Source organism: Streptomyces sp. NPDC096105, from assembly GCF_044763335.1.
Lineage (GTDB): Bacteria > Actinomycetota > Actinomycetes > Streptomycetales > Streptomycetaceae > Streptomyces.
This window is the reverse complement of the sequence record NZ_JBIWGC010000002.1, coordinates 122,365-146,113: the sequence shown is the minus strand read 5'-3', so window position 1 is coordinate 146,113 and position 23,749 is coordinate 122,365. Positions and strand designations below refer to the sequence as shown.

Sequence of the window (23,749 nt, the reverse complement as noted above, 5' to 3'; positions counted from 1 at the left end):
GTGTGTTTCACGTGAAACCAATCGACCCCCGCCTCATCCGGTACGCGCGTGCCACCCGGGGCTTCCTGGCAGCGGTCGTCGGCCTCGGGGCCGTCGGCGCGGGGCTGGTCGTCGCCCAGGCCATGCTCATCGCCGAGATCGTGGTCTCCTCCTTCCAGGACGGCCGGTCCGTCGGTGAGCTGGGCACGCCGCTGCTGCTGCTCGTCGCGGTGGCGGCCGGCCGCGGCCTGGTCGGCTGGCTGACCGAACTGGCCGCGCACCGGGCGAGCGCCGCCGTGAAGTCGGAGCTGCGGGGGCGGTTGCTGGACCGGGCGACGGCACTGGGGCCGGGGTGGCTCGACGGACAGCGCACCGGGTCGCTGGTCACCCTGGCGACCCGGGGCGTCGACGCCCTCGACGGGTACTTCTCCCGGTACCTCCCCCAGCTGGGGCTCGCGGTGGTCGTACCGGTCGCCGTGCTGGCGCGGATCGTCACCGAGGAGTGGGTGTCGGCGGCGATCATCGTCGGCACCCTGCCGCTCATCCCCGTCTTCATGGTGCTGATCGGCTGGGCCACGCAGAACCGGATGGACCGCCAGTGGCTGCTGCTCTCCCGGCTGTCCGGTCACTTCCTGGACGTCGTCGCCGGGCTGCCGACGCTGAAGGTCTTCGGCCGGGCCAAGGCCCAGGCCGAGTCGATCCGCAGGATCACCGCCGAGTACCGGCGGGCGACCATGCGGACGCTGCGGATCGCCTTCATCTCGTCCTTCGCGCTGGAACTCCTCGCCACCCTCTCGGTCGCACTGGTCGCCGTGACCATCGGCATGCGCCTGGTCCACGGCGAGCTGGACCTCTACACGGGCCTGCTCATCCTGATCCTGGCCCCGGAGGCGTATCTGCCGCTGCGTCAGGTCGGGACGCAGTACCACGCGGCCGCGGAAGGGCTCGGAGCGGCCGAGGAGATCTTCACGGTGCTCGAGACGCCCGCGCCCGCGGCGGGGAAGGGCGCGGTGCCGCAGGGCGCCGTCGCCTTCGAGAACGTGACGGTCCGCTACCCCGGCCGGTCCACGGACGCGGTGACGGACGTGTCCTTCACCGTCGCCCCCGGAGAGACGGTCGCGCTCGTCGGGCCGAGCGGGTCCGGCAAGTCCACCCTGCTCAACGTGGCGCTGGGCTTCGTCCGCCCCGACACGGGCCGGGTGAGCATCGGCGGCGCCGACCTCGGCGGACTCGACCTCGCCGACTGGCACCGCCGCGTCGCATGGGTGCCGCAGCGTCCGCACCTCCACGCCGGGACGATCGCGGAGAACGTGCGGCTGGCCCGTCCCGACGCGGACGACGCGGCGGTGCGGCGCGCGCTGCGGGACGCGGGCGCGCTGGCCTTCGTGGACGCCCTGCCCGAGGGGGCCGACACGGTGCTGGGTGAGGACGGGGCGGGCCTCTCGGCCGGGCAGCGGCAGCGGCTCGCGCTGGCCCGGGCCTTCCTCGCGGACCGGCCCGTGCTGCTGCTCGACGAGCCGACGGCAGCCCTCGACGGCGCCACGGAGGCCGAGGTCGTGGCGGCGGTACGGCGGCTGGCGGAGGGCCGGACGGTGCTCCTGGTGGTGCACCGCCCGGCGCTGCTCGCCGTCGCCGACCGGGTGGTCCGGCTGACGACGCCCGCCGCTCACGACGGGGTCGCGGGCGGGGCGGCCGCCGCCGCTCGGACGGACGCATCCGTGGCACCGGGCGCCGTACCCGAGGAGGACTCCGAGCCGGAGACGGTCCCCGACGCCCCCACCGAGCCCGCTCCCGGCGGGGCGCTCGCCCGGGTCCGTGCCCTGTCCGGCGCCCGGCGGGGGAGGATCACGCTCGCGCTGCTCCTCGGCACGCTCGCCCTGGGCAGCGCTGTCGGCCTCATGGCGACGTCCGGCTGGCTCATCTCCCGCGCCTCGCAGCAGCCGCCGGTGCTGTACCTGATGATGGCCGTCACCGCGACGCGCGCCTTCGGCATCGGCCGGGCCGTGTTCCGCTACGCCGAGCGGCTGGTGTCCCACGACGCCGTGCTGCGCGTGCTGGCCGACACCCGCGTCGCGGTCTACCGGCGGCTGGAACGGCTCGCACCCGCCGGACTGCGCGGCACCCGCCGGGGTGACCTGCTGACCCGGCTGGTCTCCGACGTGGACGCGCTCCAGGACTACTGGCTGCGCTGGCTGCTCCCCGCCGGTGCCGCCGTCGCCGTGTCCGCCCTGTCCGTCGGCTTCACCGCGTGGCTGCTGCCCGAGGCCGGCGCCGTGCTCGCGGCCGGGTTGCTGGCGGCGGGCGCGGGCGTCCCGCTGCTCACCGGCGCCGTGGCGCGGCGCACCGAGCGCAGGCTGGCGCCGGCCCGCGGCGTCCTCGCCACCCGGGTGACCGACCTGCTGACCGGCACCGCCGAGCTGACCGTCGCCGGGGCGCTGCCCGCGCGGTCGGAGGGGACGCGGCGGGCCGACGGCGTCCTGACCCGCATCGCCTCGCGGTCCGCCGCCGCCACCGGCCTCGGCGACGGGCTCACGGCGCTGATCTCCGGCCTGACCGTGACGGCGGCCGCCCTCATCGGTGTGCAGGGCGTGGCCTCCGGCCGGCTCGACGGCGTGGCCCTGGCCGTGGTGGTCCTCACCCCGCTGGCCGCGTTTGAGGCGGTCCTCGGCATGCCGCTCGCCGTGCAACACCGGCAGCGGGTGCGCCGCAGCGCGGAGCGCGTGTACGAGGTGCTGGACGCCGCGGCGCCCGTGCGTGAGCCGGAGACGCCCCGGCCGGCTCCGCTCTCGCCGTTCCCGCTCGTCCTCGAGGGGCTGACGGCCCGCCACCCCGGGCAGGACCGGGACGCGCTCGCCGGACTGGATCTCACCCTGGAGCGGGGCCGCCGCGTCGCGGTGGTCGGTCCCTCCGGCTCCGGCAAGACCACCCTCGCCCAGGTGCTGCTGCGGTTCCTGGACCCCGGCGCCGGTTCCTACACGCTCGCGGGTGTGGACGCCCGCGCCCTGGACGGGGACGGCGTACGGCGCATGGTCGGGCTGTGCGCGCAGGACGCGCACCTGTTCAACAGCTCGATCCGGGAGAACCTGCTGCTGGCCCGGAAGGACGCGACCGAGGCCGACCTGCGCGACGCGCTCGGCCGGGCCCGGCTGCTGGACTGGGCGGACGGACTGCCGGACGGGCTGGACACGCTCGTCGGTGAGCACGGCGCGCGGCTGTCCGGTGGTCAGCGGCAGCGGCTCGCGCTGGCCCGGGCGCTGCTGGCGGACTTCCCCGTGCTGGTGCTGGACGAGCCCGCCGAGCACCTCGACCTGCCGACCGCGGACGCGCTCACAGCGGATCTGCTGGCCGCCACCGAGGGCCGCACGACCGTCCTCGTCACCCATCGGCTGGCCGGCCTGGAGGCGGTGGACGAGGTGATCGTGCTGGACGCGGGCCGAGCGGTGCAGCGCGGACCGTACGCGGAACTGCTCGCCGTCGACGGACCGTTGCGGGACATGGCGCTGCGGGAGGAGGCGGCGGGAGCCCTGGTGACGGCGTCCTGACGGGCACCCGCGCACGCGAGAGGGGGCCGCCTCGACGGTGTGCCGGGACGGCCCCCTCCGGCACGTCGGACGAGCCGGCCCACGAGGTGGACGACCCCGGCGAGCAGCTCGGTCAGCACGTTCATGGCAGATCCTCCTCTGTGTGTGCGTCGCGTGCGTGGGACTACGCACGCTCCACGCGCCGGAGCGGGTGCGGGACATGCGCGAGCCCTCGGTCCGCAGCCCGTTGCTTGCGTCCTACAAGAATCACCGGGCCACTCGGACCACCGCAGACACGCGGGCATCAGACACACGGTCTGAGGAGTGTCTGGGCTCCAGTTCGAATCTCGACGGAGGTGGTGGGGCTGGAGGTTGACGCCTCGTCAGTGCCGCCGAGCTCCCGGACGATGGCCGAAGCATCCGTCCGGGGGTGTGTCCTCCCCCATCTGTACGACCTGAACGCGCCTCCCGCCCCGGTGCGCGGTCAGGATCGCTGGCATGCGTCTCACCCGCCGCCCGCTGCTCGTCACCGTGCTGTTCTGCGCGCTCGCCGTGCTCGCCGCCCGGCCCGCCGACGGTGACGGGTCCCACGCCCCGGGCCACGGCTCCTTCTCCGTCAGCGCCGAGGTGGCGCGGCTCTACGAGGAGGCGGCGAAGGCCACCGAACGGTACGAGACCGGACGCGAGGAGGCCGAGAGGCAGCGGGACCTGGCGCAGCGGCTGGAGGAGCGGCTCGACCGCGAACGGCAGGAGGCCGCAGGGCTCCGCGAGGACCTGGGCCGGATCGCCAGCTCCCAGTACCGGGACGGCGGCGGGCTGCCGCTCACCGCGCAGATGCTCCTCGCGGACGACCCGGAGCAGCTGATGCGCGGTCAGCGCGTGGTGCAGCAGGCCGAGGTGACGCTGGACCAGGCGCTGGGCCGCAGCGAGCGGGCGGAGGCGCGGATCGCCCGGGACGAGGCGAAGGCCGCGGAGGCCTGGAGGAAGCTGGAGAAGCGGAACGAGGAACTCGCCGCGCTGAGGCGGGACATCGAGCAGAAGCTCGAGACCGCGCGCTGGAAGCTCCAGGGCGAGGCGGACGCCTCGGTGACGGCGGGCTCCTGCCGCGGCGCCGTCCGGCTCGACCAGCCGCCGGCGCGGTACACCACCTCCTGGGTGGCTCCCGTGGAGACGTACGAGCTGTCCGCCTCCTACGGCAGCGGCGGCGCGCGCTGGGCGAACCGGCACACCGGGCAGGACTTCGCGGTGCCGATCGGGACGCCGGTGCGGGCCGTGGGCAGCGGCAAGGTGGTGAAGGTGTCCTGCGGCGGCGCGTTCGGCATCGAGATCGTGGTCGAGCACGCCGGCGGCTACCACACCCAGTACGCGCACCTGGCCGCCGTCGCCGTCGACCAGGGGGAGCCGGTGTCCCCCGGCCAGTGGATCGGCCAGTCCGGGACCAGCGGCAACTCCACGGGACCGCATCTGCACTTCGAGGTGCGGGTGACGCCGGAGACGGGGTCGTCGGTGGACCCGGTGCCGTGGCTGGCCCGGCGCGGGGTGACCCTCTGACCGGACCCGTGAGCCGCAGGCGCGTTACGCCCGCGTCCGCTCGTTCAGCAGCTGCTCGATCACCACGGCCACGCCGTCGTCGTTGTTGGCGACCGTGCGGCCCGAGGCGGCGGCGAGCACGTCCGGGTGGGCGTTGCCCATCGCGTAGGAACGGCCCGCCCAGGTCAGCATCTCGACGTCGTTCGGCATGTCCCCGAAGGCGACGACCTCCTCGTGCGAGATGCCGCGCTCGGCGCAGCACAGCGCGAGGGTGCTCGCCTTGGAGACGCCGGGCCCGCTGATCTCCAGCAGGGCGCTCGGGCTGGAGCGGGTCACGGTGGCGCGGTCGCCGATGGCGAGCCGGGCCAGGGTGAGGAACGCGTCCGGCTCCATCTCGGGGTGGTACGCGAGGATCTTCAGCACCGGTTCGGCGCCGGTGGGGGAGTCCGGGGCCAGCAGCTCCTCGACGGGCGCCAGGCCGTCCGGTGTCTCCATGTGCAGCTTCGGGTACGCCGGCTCCTGGTGGAAGCCGTAGGTCTGCTCCACGGCGTACACCGTGCCCGGGGCGGCGTCGCGCAGCAGGCCCACCGCGTCCAGGGCGTTGCCGCGAGGCAGCTCGCGCACCTTGACGAAGCGGTGCGCGCCCGGACCGCCGTGCAGGTCGACGACGGCGGCGCCGTTGCCGCAGATGGCGAGGCCGTGGCCGTGCACGTGGTCGCTGACCACGTCCATCCAGCGGGCCGGGCGGCCGGTGACGAAGAAGACCTCGATGCCCGCCTCCTCGGCGGCGGCGAGGGCCGTGACGGTCCGCGGGGACACCGACTTGTCGTCGCGGAGCAGGGTGCCGTCGAGGTCGGTGGCGATGAGCCGCGGTGGGGTGGTGGCGGCCGGGGTCTCGGGCTCTCGGATCGCTGAGGTCACCCCGCCATTGTCCCGCATATGCCCGCACGGCCGTGCGGGACTCCGCACATCTGAGTGATTACCGATGTCACCAGCGGCTTCTCGCTCCTCCTCGGGAGGGCGGCGCCCGTCCTCGCTCATCGCAGCTGCGCCGGGGCCTCCATCGCGATCCGTTCGAAGACCTTCTGGTCCGCCGCGAAGTCGGAGCCGGGGATGGGCCAGTGCAGCACGATCTCGGTGAATCCCAGCTCGATGTGGCGGCCGGCGAAGTCGACGAACGCCTCCAGGGACTCCAGCGGGCGGCCCCGGTCCGGGGTGAACCCGGTGAGCAGGATCTTGTCCAGTTCGGTGACGTCCCGGCCGATCTCGGCGCAGGCGTCGGCGAGCTTCTCCGCCTGGTGGCGAATGGCCTGAACCGACTGCCCGGGCGTGCCGCTCTCGTACAGCTTCGGGTCGCCGGTGGTCACCCACGCCTGTCCGTGGCGAGCGGCGAGCCGCAGTCCGCGCGGTCCGGTCGCCGCCACGGCGAACGGCAGCCGGGGCCGCTGGACACAGCCGGGGACGTTGCGCGCCTCGTGCGCCGCGTAGAAGTCGCCCTCGTACGACACCGTGTCCTCGGTGAGCAGCCGGTCCAGCAGGGGCACGAACTCGGCGAAGCGGTCGGCGCGCTCGCGCGGGGTCCACGGTTCCTGGCCGAGGGCGGTGGCGTCGAAGCCGGTGCCGCCCGCGCCGATGCCGAGGGTGACCCGGCCGCCGGAGATGTCGTCGAGGGAGATGAGCTCCTTGGCGAGGGTGACCGGGTGCCGGAAGTTCGGCGAGGTCACCAGCGTGCCCAGACGCATCCGCTCGGTCACGCCCGCGGCGGCGGTGAGCGTCGGGACGGCGCCGAACCAGGGGCCGTCGCGGAAGCTGCGCCAGGACAGGTGGTCGTAGGTGTAGCCCGCGTGGAAGCCGAGCTCCTCGGCCCGCACCCAGGCGGAACGGCTGCCCTCGTGCCAGCGGCGGTACGGGAGGATCACGGTGCTCAGGCGCAGGCTCATGCCACCGAGCCTAAGCGGCGCGTCCGGCTTCACGTGAAACACACCCTGCACCCGTGAGGACGTCCGGGCTCCCGGGGCTCGCCCGGCGCCGCACCCGGGCGTTCAGCCGTGGACGGTCCTCGGGATCAACTCCTTGTGCGTCCGGTCCCCGGGAGCGGCGCGACGAGGAGACAGCCCGGAGGGCGGTGACGCCGGCCTCGGCGGGGGCAGACGCTTCATGCCGTCGAGCACGGCCTACCGGTCCTCGGCGAAGCGCAGATAACGGGTCGGGACGGCCTCGGTCAGCCAGACGCCGTTGGCGCTGACGTGGAAGACACGGCCGTCGCGGTGCATGGCGCCCGCGTCGACCGGCAGCACCACCGGCCGGCCCCGGCGGGCGCCGACGCGGGTGGCGGTCTCGCGGTCGGCGGACAGGTGCACGGCGTGCCGGTTCATCGGCCGCAGGCCCTCGGCACGGATCGCCTCCAGGTTCCGGGCGACGGTGCCGTGGTAAAGCCAGGCCGGAGGGACGGCGGGCGGCAGCCGGAGGTCCACGGGGATGGTGTGTCCCTGACTGGCGCGGATCCGGGTGTCCTCGACGGCGAAACGCCGTTTGTCATGGGCGGCGACGACGTGGTCCAGTTCCTCCCGGGTGAGCGGGAAGCCGTGCTCCGCCGCCGCGTCGATCAGCGCGTCGATCTCGACCCAGCCGGCCGCGTCGGGGGTCAGCCCGATCCTCCCGGGCTGGTGGCGCAGGTGCTTGGCGAGGTACTTCGACACCCGCACGATGCGTCTTTCGTCCATCTGTTCAGAGTGCCGAGAGAGACGCGCATCACGCGATCGATTTATGTCCGAAGGTTTGATCCACAGACAAGTGAGGTTATCCACAGCCGAGCGTGGGATTCTGTGGACAACCGAGCCGCCTTACACAGGACGGAACGGTCGCGCCGGGCACACCCGGCAGACGGTCACACCGGCGGTCTCACCCGCGCGATCCTCCGCGCGGCCCCCGGCAGCCAGCGCGCCAGCGCGTACGCGGTCCGCGCCTCCGGGGTGACCGGCACGACCGCCTCGTCGCGCACCACCGCCCGCAGGACCGCGGCGGCGACCTTCTCCGGCGGGTAGTTCCGCAGCCGGTACAGCCGGGCCGCCTTCCCCCGCCTGCGCCGCTCCTCCGCCGCGTCCGTGCCGGCGAAGCGCGCGGTGGAGGCGATCCCCGTGGTGACGAACCCCGGGCACACCGCCGTCACGCCGATCCCCCGCTCCGCCAGGTCGGCCCGCAGGGACTCGCTGAGCATCAGCACCGCCGCCTTGGACGCCCCGTAGGCGGGCAGCGACCTCGACGGCTGGAACGCGGCCGCGGACGCCACGTTGACGATGTGGCCGCCCTGTCCGCGCTCCGCCATCCGCCTCCCGAAGTGCAGACAGCCGTGGATCACGCCCCACAGGTTGACGTCGAGGACCCGCTTCCAGTCCTCCGTCGTGGTGTCGAGGAAGGAACCGCCCAGGCCGACGCCCGCGTTGTTCACCAGCACGTCCACCACCCCGTGCGCGGCGGTGACCCGCTCGGCGAGCTTCTCCACGGCCCGCTCGTCGGCCACGTCCGCCGTCTCCGCCCAGGCGTCCACGGCACCGCGCGCACGGGCCTCCCCGGCGGTGCGGAGTGCCGCGTCGGCGTCCCGGTCGACCGCCACCACCCGCGCGCCCGCCTCGGCGAACGCCAGCGCGATGGCCCGTCCGATGCCGCTCCCCGCGCCCGTCACCAGCACCAGCCGCCCGCCGAACCGGTCGGCGTACCGGCCCCGGGCCCGCCCCTCGGGCCGCCCGTCCTCCACGGACGTCACGAAGTCGGTGATCCAGGTGGCCAGCTGGTCGGGCCGGCTGCGCGGCGCCCAGTGGCCCGAGGACAGGGTGCGCCGGGTCAGCCGGGGCGCCCACCGCTCCAGGCCGTCGTGGATCCGCGGCGAGAGGAACCGGTCCCCCAGCGGTGTGACGAGCTGCACGGGAACGTAGGCGTAGGCGTCGGGGCGCGGGTCGCGCAGTCGCGGCCGCACGTTGTCCCGGTAGAGCCAGGCGCCGTGCGCGGCGTCCGACGGCAGGGACGCCGTCGGGTAGCCGTCGCCGGGCACCCGCTCCGCGCGCTCCAGCAGCCGGGGCCAGCTCCGGCCGAGCGGCCCGCGCCAGGCCAGCTCGGGCAGCACGGGGGTGTGCAGCGCGTAGACGTACCAGGACCGGGCGCCCTGGCCCAGCAGCTGCACCGCCCGGCGCGGGGTCGGCCGGGCCACGCGGCGGTTGATCCAGTGTCCGAAGTGGTCCAGCGAGGGACCCGAGACCGAGGTGAACGACGCGATCCGCTCCCGCGCACGCGGCACCGTGACGAACTCCCACCCCTGCACCGAGCCCCAGTCGTGCCCCACCAGGTGCACCGGCCGGTCCGGGCTCACCGCGTCCGCCACGGCCAGGAAGTCGTCCGTCAGCTTCTCCAGCGTGAACCCGCCGCGCAGCGGACGCGGCGCCGTCGACCGGCCGTGCCCGCGGACGTCGTAGGCCACCACGTGGAACCGTCCGGCGAGGCGCGGCGCGACCCGCGACCACACCTCCTTGCTGTCCGGGTAGCCGTGCACCAGGACGACCGTGGGGCGCTCCGGGTCGCCCAGCTCGGCCACGCACAGCTCGACCCCGCCGGTCCGCACCCGGCGCTCCCGCGCACCCTCGAGTCCCGTCACACCGGCGAATCTCGCAGCTGTTCGGACACCCCGTCAACAACGGACCCCGAGCTGTGCATAACTCTCAGGCAGGGTGTCCCCTACGGGCGCGTACGACTCCAGGGGGACCCCAAGACGACCCCGCGGTCTGACGACCGCAGTGGTACGGGTCACTACCGTCATGAGGGTGACTGTGATCGCGACCGAAAGCCTGAGCAAGCGGTTCCCCCGGGTGACCGCGCTTGACCGGCTCTCCGTGGACGTCGGGCCCGGTGTGACCGGACTCGTCGGAGCCAACGGGGCCGGCAAGTCCACGTTGATCAAGATCCTGCTGGGTCTGTCCCCCGCCACGGAGGGCCGCGCCGAAGTGCTCGGCCTCGACGTCGCCACCGAGGGCGCCGTCATCCGGGAGCGGGTCGGCTACATGCCCGAGCACGACTGCCTGCCCCCGGACGTCTCGGCCACCGAGTTCGTCGTCCACATGGCGCGCATGTCCGGACTGCCGGCCACCGCGGCCCGGGAGCGCACCGCGGACACCCTGCGCCACGTCGGCCTGTACGAGGAGCGCTACCGCCCCATCGGCGGCTACTCGACCGGCATGAAGCAGCGGGTGAAGCTCGCGCAGGCCCTGGTGCACGACCCGCGGCTGGTCTTCCTGGACGAGCCGACCAACGGCCTCGACCCGGTCGGCCGCGACGAGATGCTCGGCCTCATCCGCCGCATCCACTCCGACTTCGGCATCTCGGTCCTGGTCACCTCCCACCTGCTGGGCGAGCTGGAACGCACCTGCGACCACGTCGTCGTGGTGGACGGCGGCAAGCTGCTGCGCTCCAGCTCCACCCGGGACTTCACGCAGACCACCACCACCCTCGCGATCGAGGTCACCGACACCGACGAGCACCCCGACGGCACCCGCGCGGCGCGCGAGGCGCTCCACGCGCGCGGGGTGACCGTCCAGGACGGCAGCGGACTGCCGGGCGCCGGGCGCGTCCTGCTGCTCACCGCGCAGGGCGAGGACACCTACGACCTGGTCCGGGACGTGATTGCGGACCTGGGCCTCGGCCTGGTGCGCATGGAACAGCGGCGGCACCAGATCGCCGAGGTCTTCACGAACGACGCGGACGACGCGCAGCGGAAGGAGGCGGTCGGCCATGGCGGCTGAGCAGTCCCTGCAGGCACCAGCCACCCCGTCGGGTGACACCCGTATCCACAACATCGGCTACCGCTCCTACGACGGACCGCGCCTCGGCCGCTCGTACGCCAGGCTCTCGCTGTACTCGCAGTCCCTGCGCGGCGCCTACGGCCTCGGCCGCTCGGTGAAGTCCAAGGTGCTGCCGATGCTGCTGTTCGTGGTGATGTGCGTGCCGGCCGCGATCATGGTGGCCGTCGCGGTCGCCGCCAAGGCGAAGGACCTGCCGCTCGACTACACGCGCTACGCGATCGTCATGCAGGCGGTCATCAGCCTGTACGTCGCCTCGCAGGCACCCCAGTCGGTCTCCCGCGACCTGCGCTTCAAGACGGTGCCGCTGTACTTCTCGCGGCCCATCGAGACCGCCGACTACGTCCGCGCCAAGTACGCCGCGCTGGCCTCCGCCCTGTTCATCCTGACCGCGGCGCCGCTGCTGGTGCTGTACGTCGGGGCGCTGCTGGCCAAGCTCGACTTCACCGACCAGACCAAGGGATTCGCTCAGGGACTGGTGTCCGTGGCCCTGCTCTCACTGCTCTTCGCCGGCATCGGCCTGGTCATCGCGTCGGTCACGCCGCGCCGCGGCTTCGGCATCGCCGCCGTGATCGCCGTCCTGACCATCTCCTACGGTGCGGTCTCCACCCTCCAGGCGATCGCAGAGGTCCAGAACAGCGGCGACGGCATCGCCTGGATCGGCCTGTTCTCGCCGATCACCCTCATCGACGGCGTCCAGTCCGCCTTCCTGGGCGCGACCTCGGTCTTCCCGGGCGGTGTGGGCCCGACCCACGCGGAGGGCGTCGTCTACGTCCTGTTCACCCTCGGCCTGATCGCCGCCAGCTACGGCCTCCTGATGCGCCGCTACAAGAAGGTGGGCCTGTGACAACCCTCAGCATCGACCACGTCTCCCGCTGGTTCGGCAACGTGGTCGCCGTCAACGACGTCACCATGACCATCGGCCCCGGCGTCACCGGCCTGCTCGGCCCCAACGGCGCCGGCAAGTCCACCCTGATCAACATGATGGGCGGCTTCCTCGCCCCCTCCACCGGCACCGTCACCCTCGACGGCGAGCAGGTGTGGCGGAACGAGAGGATCTACCGGCACATCGGCATCGTCCCCGAGCGCGAGGCGATGTACGACTTCCTCACCGGCCGCGAGTTCGTCCTCGCCAACGCCGAGCTGCACGGCCTGGGCGCCAAGGCCGCCCAGAAGGCGCTCGCCACGGTGGAGATGGAGTACGCGCAGGACCGCAAGATCGCCACCTACTCCAAGGGCATGCGGCAGCGGGTGAAGATGGCCTCCGCGCTGGTCCACGACCCGTCGCTGCTCCTGCTGGACGAGCCGTTCAACGGCATGGACCCGCGCCAGCGCATGCAGCTGATGGACCTGTTGCGGCGGATGGGCGACGAGGGCCGCACCGTGCTGTTCTCCTCCCACATCCTCGAAGAGGTCGAGCAGCTCGCCTGGCACATCGAGGTCGTCGTCGCCGGCCGGCACGCGGCCAGCGGTGACTTCCGCCGGATCCGCCGCCTGATGACGGACCGCCCGCACCGCTACCTGGTCCGCTCCAGCGACGACCGCGCCCTCGCGGCCGCGCTGATCGCCGACCCGTCCACGTCCGGCATCGAGGTGGACGTCACGGAGGGCGCCCTGCGTATCCAGGCCGTCGACTTCGGCCGCTTCACCGCGCTGCTGCCGAAGGTCGCGAGGGAGCACGGCATCCGCCTGCTCACGGTCTCGCCGTCCGACGAGTCCCTCGAGTCCGTGTTCTCGTACCTGGTCGCGGCGTAGGAGGCCCTGATGTACGACCCCACAGTCGCCCGGCTCACCTACCGGGCCCTGCTCGGCCGTCGCCGGGCCCTCATCCTGGGCGCACTGCCCCTGCTGCTCCTCGTGATCTCCCTGGCGGTGCGCGCCCTCGCCGGCGCCGACGACCAGACCGCCGCCGACGTCCTCGGCGGCCTGGCGCTCGCCACCATGGTGCCGATCATCGGCGTCATCGCGGGCACCGGCGCGATCGGCCCGGAGATCGACGACGGCTCGGTGGTGTACCTGCTGTCCAAGCCGATCAAGCGGCCGACGATCATCTACACCAAGCTGATCGTCGCCGTCGCCGTCACCATGGTGTTCTCCGCGGTGCCGACGCTGATCGCGGGCTTCGTCCTCAACGGCAACGGCCGGCAGGTCGCGGTCGCCTACACGGTGGCCGCCCTGGTCGCCTCGATCGCCTACGCGGCGCTGTTCCTGCTGCTCGGCACGGTCTCGCGGCACGCGGTGGTCCTCGGCCTGGTGTACGCGCTGGTCTGGGAGGCGCTGTTCGGCTCCCTGGTGCCCGGCGCGCGCACGCTGAGCGTCCAGCAGTGGTCCCTCGCCGTGGCGGAGAAGGTGGCGGGCGGCGAGCTGGTCACCTCGGACGTGGGCCTGACCACGGCGACGGTCGCGCTGGTCGCCGTCACGGTGCTGGCCACCTGGTACGCCGGCCAGAAGCTGCGCACGCTGACGCTCGCCGGCGAGGAGTGAGGGCACCTCCTCCGGGAAGCGCGAGGGCGGTGCCGCTCACCGGCGGCACCGCCCTTCGCCGTCTCCGGCCGTTTTATTCGGTGGCGCGCGATGTGTCCGGCCGGGCACAGTGAGGTGTCCGCATCGCCGGGAACGTCCGGCGACCGTGAGCCGGGAGAGGAGCGGGACCATGCCCATGCACGGCAGTACGTCCCGTTCCCGTCGGGGCAGCCCGCGGCGGACTCCGGAGTAATCCCTACTGCTCCCTCGAGTCCCCCCGAGGACCTGCCCGGGGCGGCCGCTTCGAGCGCGCGCACATGAGGGCGCGCGGGCCGCCCACCCGGAGGATTGGCCGAGTGGTAAGGCACCGGCTTGGTTCAAGCCGCGGTCGGGCCCGGAAAGCCCGCGCACGTTCGATCCGTGCATCCTCCGCCGGACGCCGGACGCCGGACGCCGGACGCCGTAGGCGCGGTGAGCGGCGCTCAGCGCAGGGACGTCAGCCCAGCAGGCGCTCCAGCACCACCGCGATGCCGTCGTCCTCGTTGGACGCCGTCACCTCGTCGGCGACCGCCCGCAGCTCACGGTGGGCGTTGGCCATGGCGACGCCGTGGCCGGCCCAGGCGAACATCGGGATGTCGTTGGGCATGTCGCCGAAGGCGATCGTCTCCGCCGCCTTCACGCCGAGCCGGCGGGCGGCGAGCGACAACCCCGTCGCCTTGGACAGCCCGAGCGGCAGCAGCTCCACGATGCCCTCGCCCGCCATGACGACGGTGACGAAACCGCCCGCGGTGCGCTCGGCCGCCGCGGCCAGCTCGTCCGAGCTCAGCTCCGGATGCTGGATGTACAGCTTGTTCAGCGGGGCCGCCCACAGGTCCGAGGCGTCCGTGAACGGCGTCGCCGGCAGCGCGCCGACGACGTCGTAACCCGGCCCGACCAGCACCTCGCCGTCCAGGCCGTCCCGGCTCGCCGCCAGGTGCAGCGGGCCGACCTCCGCCTCTATCTTGGCGAGCGCCACCCCGGCGAGCTGCCGGTCCAGCGTCACGGAGGTCAGCAGCCGGCCCGTCCCGGCGTCGTACACCTGGGCGCCCTGGCCGCAGACCGCGAGGCCCTGGTAGCCGAGGTCCTCGAGGATCGGGCGGGTCCAGGGCACCGCGCGGCCGGTGACGACGATGTGCGCGGCACCCGCCGCGGTGGCCGCGGCGAGTGCCTCACGGGTGCGTCCGGACACCGAGTGGTCGTCACGCAGCAGCGTGCCGTCCAGGTCGGTGGCGACGAGCCGGTACGGGAAGGGGGACGGCGCGCCGCTCACTTGGCGACCGGTTCCAGGAGCTCGCGGCCGCCCAGGTAGGGGCGCAGCACCTCGGGCACGCGCACCGATCCGTCGGGCTGCTGGTGGTTCTCCAGGATCGCCACGATGGTGCGCGGTACGGCGCACAGCGTGCCGTTGAGCGTGGCCAGCGGGCGCACCTTCTTGTCCTCACGCACCCGGATCTGCAGGCGGCGTGACTGGAACTCGGTGCAGTCCGAGGTCGAGGTCAGCTCGCGGTACTTGCCCTGCGTCGGGATCCACGCCTCGCAGTCGTACTTGCGGGCGGCCGAGGAGCCCAGGTCGCCCGAGGCGACGTCGATGACGCGGAACGGCAGCTCGAGCGAGGTCAGCCACTGCTTCTCCCACTCCAGCAGCCGCCGGTGCTCCTCCTGCGACTCCTCCGGGGTGACGTAGGAGAACATCTCCACCTTGTCGAACTGGTGGACGCGGAAGATGCCCCGGGTGTCCTTGCCGTGCGAGCCGGCCTCGCGGCGGAAGCAGGGTGAGAAGCCCGCGTAGCGCAGCGGCAGCCGGTCGGCCTCCAGGATCTCGTCCATGTGGTAGGCGGCCAGGGCCACCTCGGACGTGCCGACCAGGTACAGGTCGTCCTTGTCCAGGTGGTAGACGTCCTGCGAGGCCTGGCCGAGGAAGCCGGTGCCCGCCATCGACTGGGGGCGCACCAGCGCCGGGGTCAGCATCGGCGTGAAGCCGGCCGCCGTGGCCTGCGCCATCGCGGCGTTCACCAGGGCCAGCTCGAGCAGCGCGCCGACGCCGGTCAGGAAGTAGAAGCGGCTGCCGGAGACCTTGGCGCCGCGCTCGACGTCGATCGCGCCGAGGAGCTGGCCGAGCTCCAGATGGTCCTTGGGCTCGAAGCCCTCGGCGGCGAAGTCGCGGACGGTGCCGTGCGTCTCCAGCGTGACGAAGTCCTCCTCGCCGCCGACGGGCACGTCGGGGTGGACGAGGTTGCTCAGCCTGAGCAGGAGCTCCTGGGTCTCGGCGTCGGCGGCGTCGCGCTCGGCATCGGCGGCCTTGACGTCGGCCTTGAGCTGCTCGGCCTTCTTGAGCAGCTCGGCCTTCTCGTCGCCGGCCGCCTTGCCGATGAGCTTGCCGAGCGACTTCTGCTCGGCGCGCAGCTCGTCGAAGCGGACGCCGGACGACCTGCGCCGTTCGTCGGCAGACAGGAGGGCGTCGACGAGCGCGACGTCCTCTCCACGGGCGCGCTGCGAAGCGCGCACACGGTCGGGGTCCTCACGGAGCAGGCGAAGGTCAATCACGCGGTCAAGGCTACCGGTGCGGGGCGACGGCTCACGACCGACTGTTGCGGCACCGCGCTGTGCGTCCCTTTGCACGTGAATTGCCGGGTGTGTTCTTCACGGCCGTTTCGAGGTCAATACGGGAAGCGCCATCACCGGAAAGGGTCGGTCATGAGGCTCCGGGTTGACCGGAAACCCTTGTGCGGAACGGGACTTGGGGTCTGGCTGTCCACAGCTTTCCACATCGCGCGAAAAGTTATCCACAGGTTGTGGGGAAGATCTGTGGACACCGGAATCGATCACTCCGAAGGGCTCGGCCGAAGGCGGTGTTCTCCTGCGGGAACTCCCCCTATCGCCACTTTTGAGAGGTAAGGGATCCCTCCAAAGGGTTGATCACCGCAAAAGAGTGGACGAAGCGCGGGCCGATGCGGAATGAACGCGCTCATGGCCTGTGGGGCGCTTTGTCGACCGAAGGGCGGCTCGGTGTCGACTTGTCCCCAGGTCGAGAAGCTGACCTGTGGATAACTTCTGTGGACAATGACCAGCGACAGGCAGGCCGGTTCCCGCCGCCCCTGCACCGGCCCGGGACCGCCCCTCAGAACCGGCCGTCCTGGCAGCGCGCCACCCAGTCCGCCGCCCCCATGAACTCCTCGTCCGACGTCCCCGGGTACGGCGGCCCCACCTCACCGGGCCGCACGCCCGCCCTCGGGTACGAGCCGAGGTAACGCACCTGGAGGCAGATGCGCTTCAGGCCCATCAGCGCCTCCGCCATCCGACGGTCGGAGATGTGCCCCTCGGCGTCGACGCAGAAGCAGTAGTTGCCGATGCCGGCTCCGGTCGGCCGCGACTGCAGCAGCATCAGGTTGATGCCGCGGGTGGCGAACTCACCCAGCAGGTCGCGCAGACCGCCCGGGTGGTCGTCGCGCTGCCACAGGACCACCGAGGTCTTGTCCGCCCCGGTCGGCGCCGCCGGACGCGCGGGCCGGCCCACCAGCACGAACCGCGTCTGGGCGTTCTCCGCGTCGTGGATGCCCGTCTCCAGCGCCTCCAGCCCGTACCGGGCCGCCGCGAACTCGCCGGCGAAGGCGGCGTCGTACCGGCCCTCCTGGACCAGCCGCGCACCGTCCGCGTTCGAGGCGGCCGACTCCCAGACGGCGTCGGGCAGGTGCGTACGGAGCCAGTTGCGCACCTGCGGCTGGGCGGCCGGGTGGGCGGTCACCGTCTTGATGTCCGACAGCTCGGTGCCCGGGCGGACCAGCAGCGCGAAGGTGATCGACAGCAGCACCTCGCGGTAGATCATCAGCGGGGTGCCCGCGACCAGCTCGTCGAGGGTGGTGGTGATCCCGCCCTCCACCGAGTTCTCGATGGGGACGAAAGCGGCCTCGGCCTCGCCGGCGCGCACCGCGTCGAGCGCGGACTGCACGGACACGTACGGGACCAGCTCACGCGTGGCCGCTTCGGGAAGCGTGCGCAGGGCGACTTCGGTGAAGGTGCCCTCTGGGCCGAGATACGCATAGCTCGCTGGCATGACCTCACCCTAATGGGCCCACGCCGACGGCAACTCCCGAGACAGCTCGCGAGGGTGACTCCGCGCGGTTCTCATCCCTCCAGCAGAGCCTGGCCCACATACTCGCCCTCCGCCGCCCCGCCCGGGACCGCGAACAGCCCGCTGGCCTCGTGGCGGATGAACGGCGTCAGGGCGTCACCCCGGTCGAGCTTGCGCTGCACCGGCACGAAGCCGCGCAGCGGATCGGCCTGCCAGCAGATGAACAGCAGACCCGCGTCGGGCGTCCCGTCCGCGTCGATGCCGTCGTGGTACGAGAACGGCCGGCGCAGCATCGCCGCCCCGCCGTTCTGGTCGGGCCGCGTGATCCGCGCGTGCGCGTTGACGGGGACGACCAGATTGCCCCGGGCGTCTGTCTTCTCCAGGTCCATCTCGGTCGTCTCGTCGCCCCCGGACAGCGGGGCGCCGTCCGACTTGCGCCGCCCGATGACGCCCTCCTGCTCCTTGAGCGACAGCTTCTCCCAGTCGTCCAGCAGCATGCGGATCCGGCGTACGACCACGTAGGAGCCGTTCGCCATCCAGGCGGGCTCGCCCTGCTCCGGCACGAAGATCCGCTCGTCGAAATCGGGCTCCTCGGGCTTCGGATTGCGGGTGCCGTCGACCTGGCCCATCAGATTGCGGGTGGTCATCGGGCGGACGGTGGCGCCCGGCGAGCGGTTGAAGCCGTTCATCTGCCAGCGCACCCGGGCCGCCGCGCCCGCGTCCTTGTGCACCGCGCGCAGGGCGTGGAACGCCACGAGGGCGTCGTCCGCGCCGATCTGCACCCACAGGTCGCCGTCGCTGCGGGCCCGGTCGAGCCGGTCGGAGGAGAAGGCGGGCAGCGGGTCCAGGGCGGCCGGACGCTGCTTCTCCAGCCCGGTGCGCGCGAAGAAGCTGTGCCCGAACCCGAAGGTGAGGGTCAGCGAGGAGGGTCCGGCGTCACGGGCCACGTCGCTGTCGCCCTGGGCGTCGAACTCACCGGCCATCAGCCGCCGGGCGGTGTCGGACCAGCGGCGCAGCAGCGCGGCCGCCTCCTTGCGCCCGGCGCCGGGCATGAGGTCGAAGGCGACGAGATGGCCACGCGAATGGAGCGGGTCGGTGATGCCCGGCTGATGTTTCACGTGAAACGGCACCCGGGTGGCGCCGACCGAGGTGAGCGGGGTGGCCCCGGAGGGCGCCGCCGCGTAGCCGACGGCCCCGCCCGCCGCCCCGAGCACGAGCCCGGCGGCGCCGGCCGTGCCGAGCAGACGCCGTCGTGAGACGCCCGTCCCGGAGGCGGCGGTTTCCGTCGTGGGTTCCTCCTCGGGGGCACGGGTCTGCGACAGGGAAGGGTCAGGCATGGTGGTTCAGCCGATCTGAGCGTTCTTGGAGACGGTCACCTGGTCGATGTCGGAGGTCCGTACGGTCACCTCGACCTTCCAGTCGCCCGCCATGGGGATCTGCACTCCGCTCGCCGACCAGTGTCCGGTGGCGATGCGGTCGGGGGCGACGGGCAGCGGTCCGATGTCCTGGGCGGTGAGGGTGAGGGCGATCTTCACCTCGGGGACGTCGACGGGCTTTCCGTCCGGTCCCTCGGCGTAGACGTGCATCACGTTGTCACCGACCCGGGCGGGGTCGAGGTCGATCGAGACGACGCCCTTGCCGTTCTGGCCGCCGGTGTCGAAGGGCATGGTCAGGCTCACCGCGCCACTGCCCTGCCCGGTCTCCGCGGCGGCGGAGGACGAGGTGGCCGTCGCCGCCCGCGCGTCCTGCTCGGTGCGGCCCGGCTCGGTCTGCGTCAGCACGGTGGTGACGGCCAGCAGTACGACGGCGACGCCCGCCTCGGCGAGCACCGACCGGCGCAGTCCGAACCGGTTCGGGTCGGCGTCCCGCAGCCGTTTCTGCCGGGCGGCCTCCGCCGCGGCCCGCTGCCGTGCGAGCTGCGCGGCCCGTACGGAGTCCTTTCCGGCTTCGGCCTGCTGCGCGTCGGGGGTCTCCGACGGGGCGGTGCCGGCCGGTTGCCCGACCTCCCCGGCCGTGGCGGACATCCGCGCGTCGGCCAGCCGCTGCGTCCAGCGGCGCGACACGAAGGCGGCCGCGACCATCACGGCCACCAGCACGATCTTGACGAGCAGCAGCTGCCCGTACCGGGTGTCGGTGAAGGCGGACCACGAGCCGAGCTGCCGCCAGCTCTGGTAGACGCCGGTGACGGCGAGCGTGACCACGCTGCCAAAGGCGAGGCGCGAGAACCGCCGGACGGCGTCCCGCCCGACCGGCGTCTCGACGGGCGCCCGGTAGAGCGCGACGAGGAGGGCGGTGAGCCCGCCCAGCCAGGCGGCGACCGCCAGCAGGTGCACCACGTGAACCGGCATGGCCACGCCCGCCTGGATGCCCTGCGAGGCGTGCTCGGACATGGCCCAGCTCGCGGCCAGCCCGGCTGAGACGACCGTCCCGCCGACCGCCAGCCCGAAGGTCAGGTCCCGCTGGTCCGGCTCGCCGCCGTCCCCGGAGCCCTCCGCGCGGTCGGAGTCGGCGGCGTCGTCGGCATGGTCGTCCGGGCCACCGGCGGGCGCCGTACGGGCGTACGCCCCGAACAGCACCGCGATGAACAGCGCCGCCGCGGCGAGCAGCAGCAGCCGGGACACCAGGGCCGCGCCCGTCTTGGTCTGGAGCACGTCGCCGAGCAGGGTCAGGTCGAAGATGTCACCGGCCTTGCCGGAGGTGGTGTAGGAGCCGCGCAGCATCAGCAGGCCCAGTGTGGCGGCGGTGAGCGCGAGCCATCCGGAGACCACCAGACGCTGGACCGCCCGCACCCGGGCGCCCGGCCCCCAGCAGGCGAGGACGAAGGCGGCCCCGCCCGCCATGACGACGAAACCCGCGTAGGAGACGTAGCGGCCGAAGCCGTACAGCCAGCCCACGAGGCCGTCGTCGGAGCCCTGCGCGGAGACCGAGACGGTCGTCTCCGAGGGCGCGCCGATGGAGAAGGTGAACGCGCCGGCGACCGGGTGGCTGTCGGCGGACACCACCTGGTAGGCCACCGTGTACGTGCCGTCGGGCAGTCCGCTCACCAGCCGCACGCTGTACGTGGTGCCGCTGGGGTTGGCGGGGTCGCCCTTGTCCACCCGCTCGCCCTTGGGGTCCAGCACCCGTACGGAGTCGTCGCTCACCGCGATCGGCTCCGAGAAGGTGAGCGAGACCTGCGAGGGCGCCGTGTCGACCACCGCCCCCTGCGCGGGGTCGCTGCCGGTCAGCGCGGCGTGCGCGGAGGCGGGAGCGGCCCCGGCGAGGAGCGCACCGGCGACGGCCAGGATCAGCAGCACCAGGGTCCGCACGCGGGGGGCGATGGTCTGGGTCACAGGGGTGTCTCCCTCAGTGTCCGGTCGTCGGGCGGTAGGTGGCCGGCTTCACCGGGATCTCGACCGTGACGGGGTCGGAGTGGGCGAAACGCAGCTCGACGGAGACCCTCTGACCCTGCTTCGGCTTGTGCTTCAGCTGCTCGAACATCAGATGGTTGCCGCCGCTCTCCAGCACGAGGCTGCCGTGGGCCGGGATGTCGAGGGACTCGACCTCCCGCATCGACCCGTCGACGGTCTCGTGCACGGTGACCCGGCCGGCGACGTCGCTGCTGACCGAGGTCAGCCGGTCCGCGGCGTCACCGTCGTTCGTGATCGTGAGGAACCCCGCTGCCAGGTCCGACACCGGCTGCGGCATGTACGCGGACCCGACCGACAGCCGGGCCGTGCCGTCGTCCGGGCCGCCGCATCCGGTCAGGGCCAGCGCGCCGGCCACGGCCAGGGCGGCCGCGCGGAGCCTCACGGATTCTCACCCTTGATGATCTTGGGCAGGTCCTGGGTGTAGTCCTCGACGGTGGCGTCCTCGCCGTAGAGGACGTAACCGCCGTCCGTCTTCGGGGAGAAGGCGATGACCTGGGTGCCGTGGTCGGAGACGGTCTTGCCGTTGTCGTCCTTGCGCGGCGGGTCGATGGAGATGCCGAGGGTGCGGGCGCCGGCCTGGATGGTGGCGAAGTCGCCGGTCAGGCCGACGACCTGGGAGTCGATCCCCTCGAGCCACGTGCCGAGCTCGGCGGGGGTGTCCCGCTCGGGGTCGGTGGTGACGAACACGATCCGCAACTGGTCCTGCTGCTCCTCGGGGAGCTGCTTCTTGGCCACCGCGATGTTGTTCATCGTCAGCGGGCAGACGTCGGGGCAGTGGGTGTAGCCGAAGTAGATCAGCGTGGGCCGGCCCGCGGTCTGCTCGCGGAAGTCGTACGGCTTGCCCTCGGTGTCGGTGAGGACGAGATCGGGCTTCTCGAAGGGCTTGTCGAGGACGGTGGCCGCCTTCTGGCCGCCGGTCTCCTCGGACACCACGGAGACGGGCGAGCCGCCGTCGCCGTCGTCGCCGCCGCAGGCGGTGAGGGTCAGTGGGACGACGGCGAGCAGAGCCGCCGCCGCGAGGGTCTTCTTGCGCATGGGATGGTCCTGAAGGTGGGTGTGCTGCGGCGCGCACCGGGAGGCCGCGGGGCCGCGGGCCGGCCCCGGCGCGCGCCGTGGAGAGGGGGGCTCAGGCGGTGCGCCGGCGCCCGGCGAGCACGCCGTAGGCGATGCCCGCGACGCCGGCCACGATGCCGACGACGCCCAGGACGCGGGCGGTGGTGTCGGTGCCGCCGGAGTCGTCGTCACCGGACGCGGCGGAGGTCTCGGCGGAGGCCTTCTCCGCGTCGTCCGACGCCTCGTCGTCGTCGGCGGCGTCGTGCCCGTGGCCGTCCTCGGCGGGCGCGGTCAGGGAGAGCACCGGAGCCGGGTGGTCGGGCTCGTCCTGGCCTTCCTGCGGCACCTCGATCCAGCGGACGACCTCCTTGTTGGAGTACGTCTGCAGGGCCTTGAAGACGAGCTCGTCGGTGTCCTCGGGCAGCGTGCCGACGGACACCGGGAACTTCTGGAAGAAGCCCGGCTGGATCCCGTCGCCCTTGGCGGTCCAGGTGACCTTGGAGACGGCCTCGTCGATCTTCTTGCCGTGCACCTCGAGCGGCTCGGCCAGGCGGGACTTGGTGACCTTGATGTCCCAGCCCTCGACGGGCTGCGGCATCACCGACGCCAGGGGGTGGTCCGACGGGAAGGTGATCTCGAGCTTGGTGGTCGAGGCGTTGTCCCGCTCGTTGGGGACCTTGAAGCCGACGACCGCGTAGCCGCCCTGCGCGGCCTCACCCTCGGGCTGCACGCTGACGTGCGCGAAGCCGGGGGAGGACACGGCGAGGACGGTGAAGCCGGCGACGGCGCCGGCGGCGGCGATACGGGAAGCCTTCATGGCAGAAGCACTCCGCTTCGTAGAGGTTTCGCTGACGATGAGGGATGCGCGGCGCGGACGGCCGGTCGCTCCCCTCACGGGACGACGGCCGGGCGCACACGGCGGAACCGGCGCACACGCGTGCCGCACGGAGGCGTCCCTCACCTCGTCCGGAAACCCCGGGACGGTGGGTCGCCCCGCGTCAGGCGGCGAGCGCGAGCGCGGAGGCGCCGGCCGGGGGACCCCGGCGGACCACCGTGTGGTGCAGACCCGCGGAGCGCGGCGGAAGCGGTGCGAGCAGTGCGGTACGCGGGGTGACCGGGCCCGTCTCGGGCGCGCCGGGAAGCCCGGCGCGCAGGGCCCGCACCAGGGCGAGCGCCCCGCGGAGCGACCGTACGAGGGCGCCTTCGGCGACGCCCCGCGCGGACAGCTCGGCCAGGCGCAGCAGGGCCAGGTCGCCCCGCCGCAGCAGCCAGCCCGCGGCCAGGGCGGCGAGGACGTGGCCGAGCAGCATCGGCAGCGACGGCAGCAGCGACCCCGCCGGACCCGCCGCCACGGCGTCGGCCGCGTGGGCGGCGGGCCCGTGCGGTGCGATCCGGGCGTCGGCGAGGACCCGCTCGGCCTCGGCCGGGCTGATCGCGCCGGGCCCGCACAGCAGACGGGCGGCCTGGGCGACCAGCGCGGCGTCGGACGCGGAGCCCGCGGCGGGCGCGCCGTGCTGCCCGAGTCCGAACAGCGTGTGCAGCGCGGTCTGCCCGCCGGCCAGCAGCGCCGTGATCACCGGCAGCGGACGGGCGCGTCCGGCGAGCGGTGCGGCGACCGCGAGCGCGGCGAGGAATCCCGCGCCGAGCGTCCACAGCGGGACGGCGTCGTACGAGGCGAGGGAGTGGCCTGCCCCGGACAGCACGACGCAGACCGCGGCGAACACCGCGGCCCGCAGGAACCGGAGTCCTCGTCCGGCGCGCGTCGTGCGCGGGTGGGGGGCAGACATGGCGGCCTCATCATCGCACCAGCACCGGGGGCGCCGTACGGCAGGTCCGCAAGAT

General features: G+C 73.2%; 19 protein-coding genes and 1 tRNA gene. 7 read left to right on the top strand and 13 right to left on the bottom strand.

Annotation, left to right across the window (positions count from 1 at the left end; all coding sequences use genetic code 11):
• Nucleotides 1–11: 11 nt before the first annotated feature.
• Entirely contained in the window at nucleotides 12–3,521 is a 3,510-nt protein-coding gene (gene cydD, locus ACIQ8B_RS03425; RefSeq protein ID WP_403544941.1) for a thiol reductant ABC exporter subunit CydD, read from the top strand.
• Between the two features lie 477 nt (nucleotides 3,522–3,998).
• Nucleotides 3,999–5,051, top strand: coding sequence for a peptidoglycan DD-metalloendopeptidase family protein (locus tag ACIQ8B_RS03420; protein ID WP_403544939.1), 1,053 nt, complete (start codon nucleotides 3,999–4,001; stop codon nucleotides 5,049–5,051).
• A 24-nt stretch (nucleotides 5,052–5,075) separates the two neighbouring features.
• Here ACIQ8B_RS03420 and ACIQ8B_RS03415 read toward each other — a convergent pair whose 3' ends face one another.
• The 4 genes from ACIQ8B_RS03415 to ACIQ8B_RS03400 all read right to left on the bottom strand — a co-directional run bounded on the left by ACIQ8B_RS03415 (nucleotide 5,076) and on the right by ACIQ8B_RS03400 (nucleotide 9,675).
• Complete coding sequence (locus ACIQ8B_RS03415) at nucleotides 5,076–5,969, bottom strand: Cof-type HAD-IIB family hydrolase (protein WP_403544937.1); 894 nt, start codon at nucleotides 5,967–5,969, stop codon at nucleotides 5,076–5,078.
• 98 nt (nucleotides 5,970–6,067) lie between these two features.
• On the bottom strand, nucleotides 6,068–6,970 hold the full coding sequence (locus tag ACIQ8B_RS03410) for an LLM class flavin-dependent oxidoreductase (RefSeq protein WP_403544935.1): 903 nt from the start codon (nucleotides 6,968–6,970) through the stop codon (nucleotides 6,068–6,070).
• Between the two features lie 234 nt (nucleotides 6,971–7,204).
• On the bottom strand, nucleotides 7,205–7,753 hold the full coding sequence (locus ACIQ8B_RS03405) for an RNA 2'-phosphotransferase (protein ID WP_403544933.1): 549 nt from the start codon (nucleotides 7,751–7,753) through the stop codon (nucleotides 7,205–7,207).
• Between the two features lie 164 nt (nucleotides 7,754–7,917).
• The gene (locus ACIQ8B_RS03400) at nucleotides 7,918–9,675 is read right to left on the bottom strand and encodes an SDR family oxidoreductase (RefSeq protein ID WP_403544930.1); all 1,758 of its coding nucleotides are present in this window, start codon (nucleotides 9,673–9,675) and stop codon (nucleotides 7,918–7,920) included.
• Between the two features lie 172 nt (nucleotides 9,676–9,847).
• Between ACIQ8B_RS03400 and ACIQ8B_RS03395 the strand changes: the two genes are divergently transcribed.
• From ACIQ8B_RS03395 to ACIQ8B_RS03375, 5 genes are all read left to right on the top strand, one after another.
• Nucleotides 9,848–10,816, top strand: a complete 969-nt coding sequence (locus tag ACIQ8B_RS03395) for an ABC transporter ATP-binding protein (protein WP_403545457.1) — start codon at nucleotides 9,848–9,850, stop codon at nucleotides 10,814–10,816.
• Complete coding sequence (locus tag ACIQ8B_RS03390; protein ID WP_403544928.1) at nucleotides 10,806–11,720, top strand: ABC transporter permease; 915 nt, start codon at nucleotides 10,806–10,808, stop codon at nucleotides 11,718–11,720. The genes ACIQ8B_RS03395 and ACIQ8B_RS03390 overlap by 11 nt, the downstream gene beginning before the upstream one ends.
• On the top strand, nucleotides 11,717–12,628 hold the full coding sequence (locus ACIQ8B_RS03385; protein WP_106413445.1) for an ABC transporter ATP-binding protein: 912 nt from the start codon (nucleotides 11,717–11,719) through the stop codon (nucleotides 12,626–12,628). The genes ACIQ8B_RS03390 and ACIQ8B_RS03385 overlap by 4 nt, the downstream gene beginning before the upstream one ends.
• A gap of 9 nt (nucleotides 12,629–12,637) precedes the next feature.
• The gene (locus ACIQ8B_RS03380) at nucleotides 12,638–13,357 is read left to right on the top strand and encodes an ABC transporter permease subunit (RefSeq protein ID WP_106413446.1); all 720 of its coding nucleotides are present in this window, start codon (nucleotides 12,638–12,640) and stop codon (nucleotides 13,355–13,357) included.
• Between the two features lie 321 nt (nucleotides 13,358–13,678).
• A tRNA-OTHER gene (locus tag ACIQ8B_RS03375) sits at nucleotides 13,679–13,768 on the top strand.
• Nucleotides 13,769–13,832: 64 nt separating this feature from the next.
• Here ACIQ8B_RS03375 and ACIQ8B_RS03370 read toward each other — a convergent pair.
• From ACIQ8B_RS03370 to ACIQ8B_RS03330, 9 genes are all read right to left on the bottom strand, one after another.
• Nucleotides 13,833–14,645, bottom strand: a complete 813-nt coding sequence (locus ACIQ8B_RS03370) for an HAD family hydrolase (RefSeq protein ID WP_403544925.1) — start codon at nucleotides 14,643–14,645, stop codon at nucleotides 13,833–13,835.
• Nucleotides 14,642–15,919: a serine--tRNA ligase gene (serS, locus tag ACIQ8B_RS03365; protein WP_106413448.1), complete on the bottom strand. Its 1,278-nt coding sequence runs from the start codon at nucleotides 15,917–15,919 to the stop codon at nucleotides 14,642–14,644. The genes ACIQ8B_RS03370 and serS overlap by 4 nt, the downstream gene beginning before the upstream one ends.
• Before the next feature lie 574 nt (nucleotides 15,920–16,493).
• Nucleotides 16,494–17,426 carry a prephenate dehydratase gene (gene pheA, locus ACIQ8B_RS03360; RefSeq protein WP_290002139.1) on the bottom strand — a complete coding sequence of 311 codons (933 nt, stop codon included), beginning with the start codon at nucleotides 17,424–17,426 and terminating at the stop codon, nucleotides 16,494–16,496.
• A gap of 71 nt (nucleotides 17,427–17,497) precedes the next feature.
• Nucleotides 17,498–18,781 (bottom strand): iron uptake transporter deferrochelatase/peroxidase subunit, encoded by a 1,284-nt coding sequence (gene efeB / locus ACIQ8B_RS03355; protein WP_403544922.1) that lies wholly within the window; start codon nucleotides 18,779–18,781, stop codon nucleotides 17,498–17,500.
• Nucleotides 18,782–18,787: 6 nt separating this feature from the next.
• Complete coding sequence (locus ACIQ8B_RS03350) at nucleotides 18,788–20,776, bottom strand: copper resistance CopC/CopD family protein (protein ID WP_403544920.1); 1,989 nt, start codon at nucleotides 20,774–20,776, stop codon at nucleotides 18,788–18,790.
• A 13-nt stretch (nucleotides 20,777–20,789) separates the two neighbouring features.
• Nucleotides 20,790–21,236: a copper chaperone PCu(A)C gene (locus tag ACIQ8B_RS03345; protein ID WP_403544918.1), complete on the bottom strand. Its 447-nt coding sequence runs from the start codon at nucleotides 21,234–21,236 to the stop codon at nucleotides 20,790–20,792.
• Nucleotides 21,233–21,889 carry an SCO family protein gene (locus tag ACIQ8B_RS03340; protein WP_403544916.1) on the bottom strand — a complete coding sequence of 219 codons (657 nt, stop codon included), beginning with the start codon at nucleotides 21,887–21,889 and terminating at the stop codon, nucleotides 21,233–21,235. Before ACIQ8B_RS03340 ends, ACIQ8B_RS03345 begins: the two co-directional genes overlap by 4 nt.
• A 91-nt stretch (nucleotides 21,890–21,980) precedes the next feature.
• Entirely contained in the window at nucleotides 21,981–22,724 is a 744-nt protein-coding gene (locus ACIQ8B_RS03335; protein ID WP_403544914.1) for a YcnI family protein, read from the bottom strand.
• Nucleotides 22,725–22,905: 181 nt separating this feature from the next.
• Complete coding sequence (locus tag ACIQ8B_RS03330; protein WP_403544912.1) at nucleotides 22,906–23,694, bottom strand: hypothetical protein; 789 nt, start codon at nucleotides 23,692–23,694, stop codon at nucleotides 22,906–22,908.
• Nucleotides 23,695–23,749 lie beyond the last annotated feature (55 nt).

Coding starts and splice junctions, on each gene's coding strand:
- ACIQ8B_RS03420 (WP_403544939.1), top strand. CDS start 3,999: ATGCGTCTCACCCGCCGCCCGCTGCTCGTCACCGTGCTGTTCTGCGCG.
- ACIQ8B_RS03415 (WP_403544937.1), bottom strand. CDS start 5,969: ATGCGGGACAATGGCGGGGTGACCTCAGCGATCCGAGAGCCCGAGACC.
- ACIQ8B_RS03410 (WP_403544935.1), bottom strand. CDS start 6,970: ATGAGCCTGCGCCTGAGCACCGTGATCCTCCCGTACCGCCGCTGGCAC.
- ACIQ8B_RS03405 (WP_403544933.1), bottom strand. CDS start 7,753: ATGGACGAAAGACGCATCGTGCGGGTGTCGAAGTACCTCGCCAAGCAC.
- ACIQ8B_RS03390 (WP_403544928.1), top strand. CDS start 10,806: ATGGCGGCTGAGCAGTCCCTGCAGGCACCAGCCACCCCGTCGGGTGAC.
- ACIQ8B_RS03380 (WP_106413446.1), top strand. CDS start 12,638: ATGTACGACCCCACAGTCGCCCGGCTCACCTACCGGGCCCTGCTCGGC.
- pheA (WP_290002139.1), bottom strand. CDS start 17,426: ATGCCAGCGAGCTATGCGTATCTCGGCCCAGAGGGCACCTTCACCGAA.
- efeB (WP_403544922.1), bottom strand. CDS start 18,781: ATGCCTGACCCTTCCCTGTCGCAGACCCGTGCCCCCGAGGAGGAACCC.
- ACIQ8B_RS03340 (WP_403544916.1), bottom strand. CDS start 21,889: ATGCGCAAGAAGACCCTCGCGGCGGCGGCTCTGCTCGCCGTCGTCCCA.
- ACIQ8B_RS03335 (WP_403544914.1), bottom strand. CDS start 22,724: ATGAAGGCTTCCCGTATCGCCGCCGCCGGCGCCGTCGCCGGCTTCACC.
- ACIQ8B_RS03330 (WP_403544912.1), bottom strand. CDS start 23,694: ATGTCTGCCCCCCACCCGCGCACGACGCGCGCCGGACGAGGACTCCGG.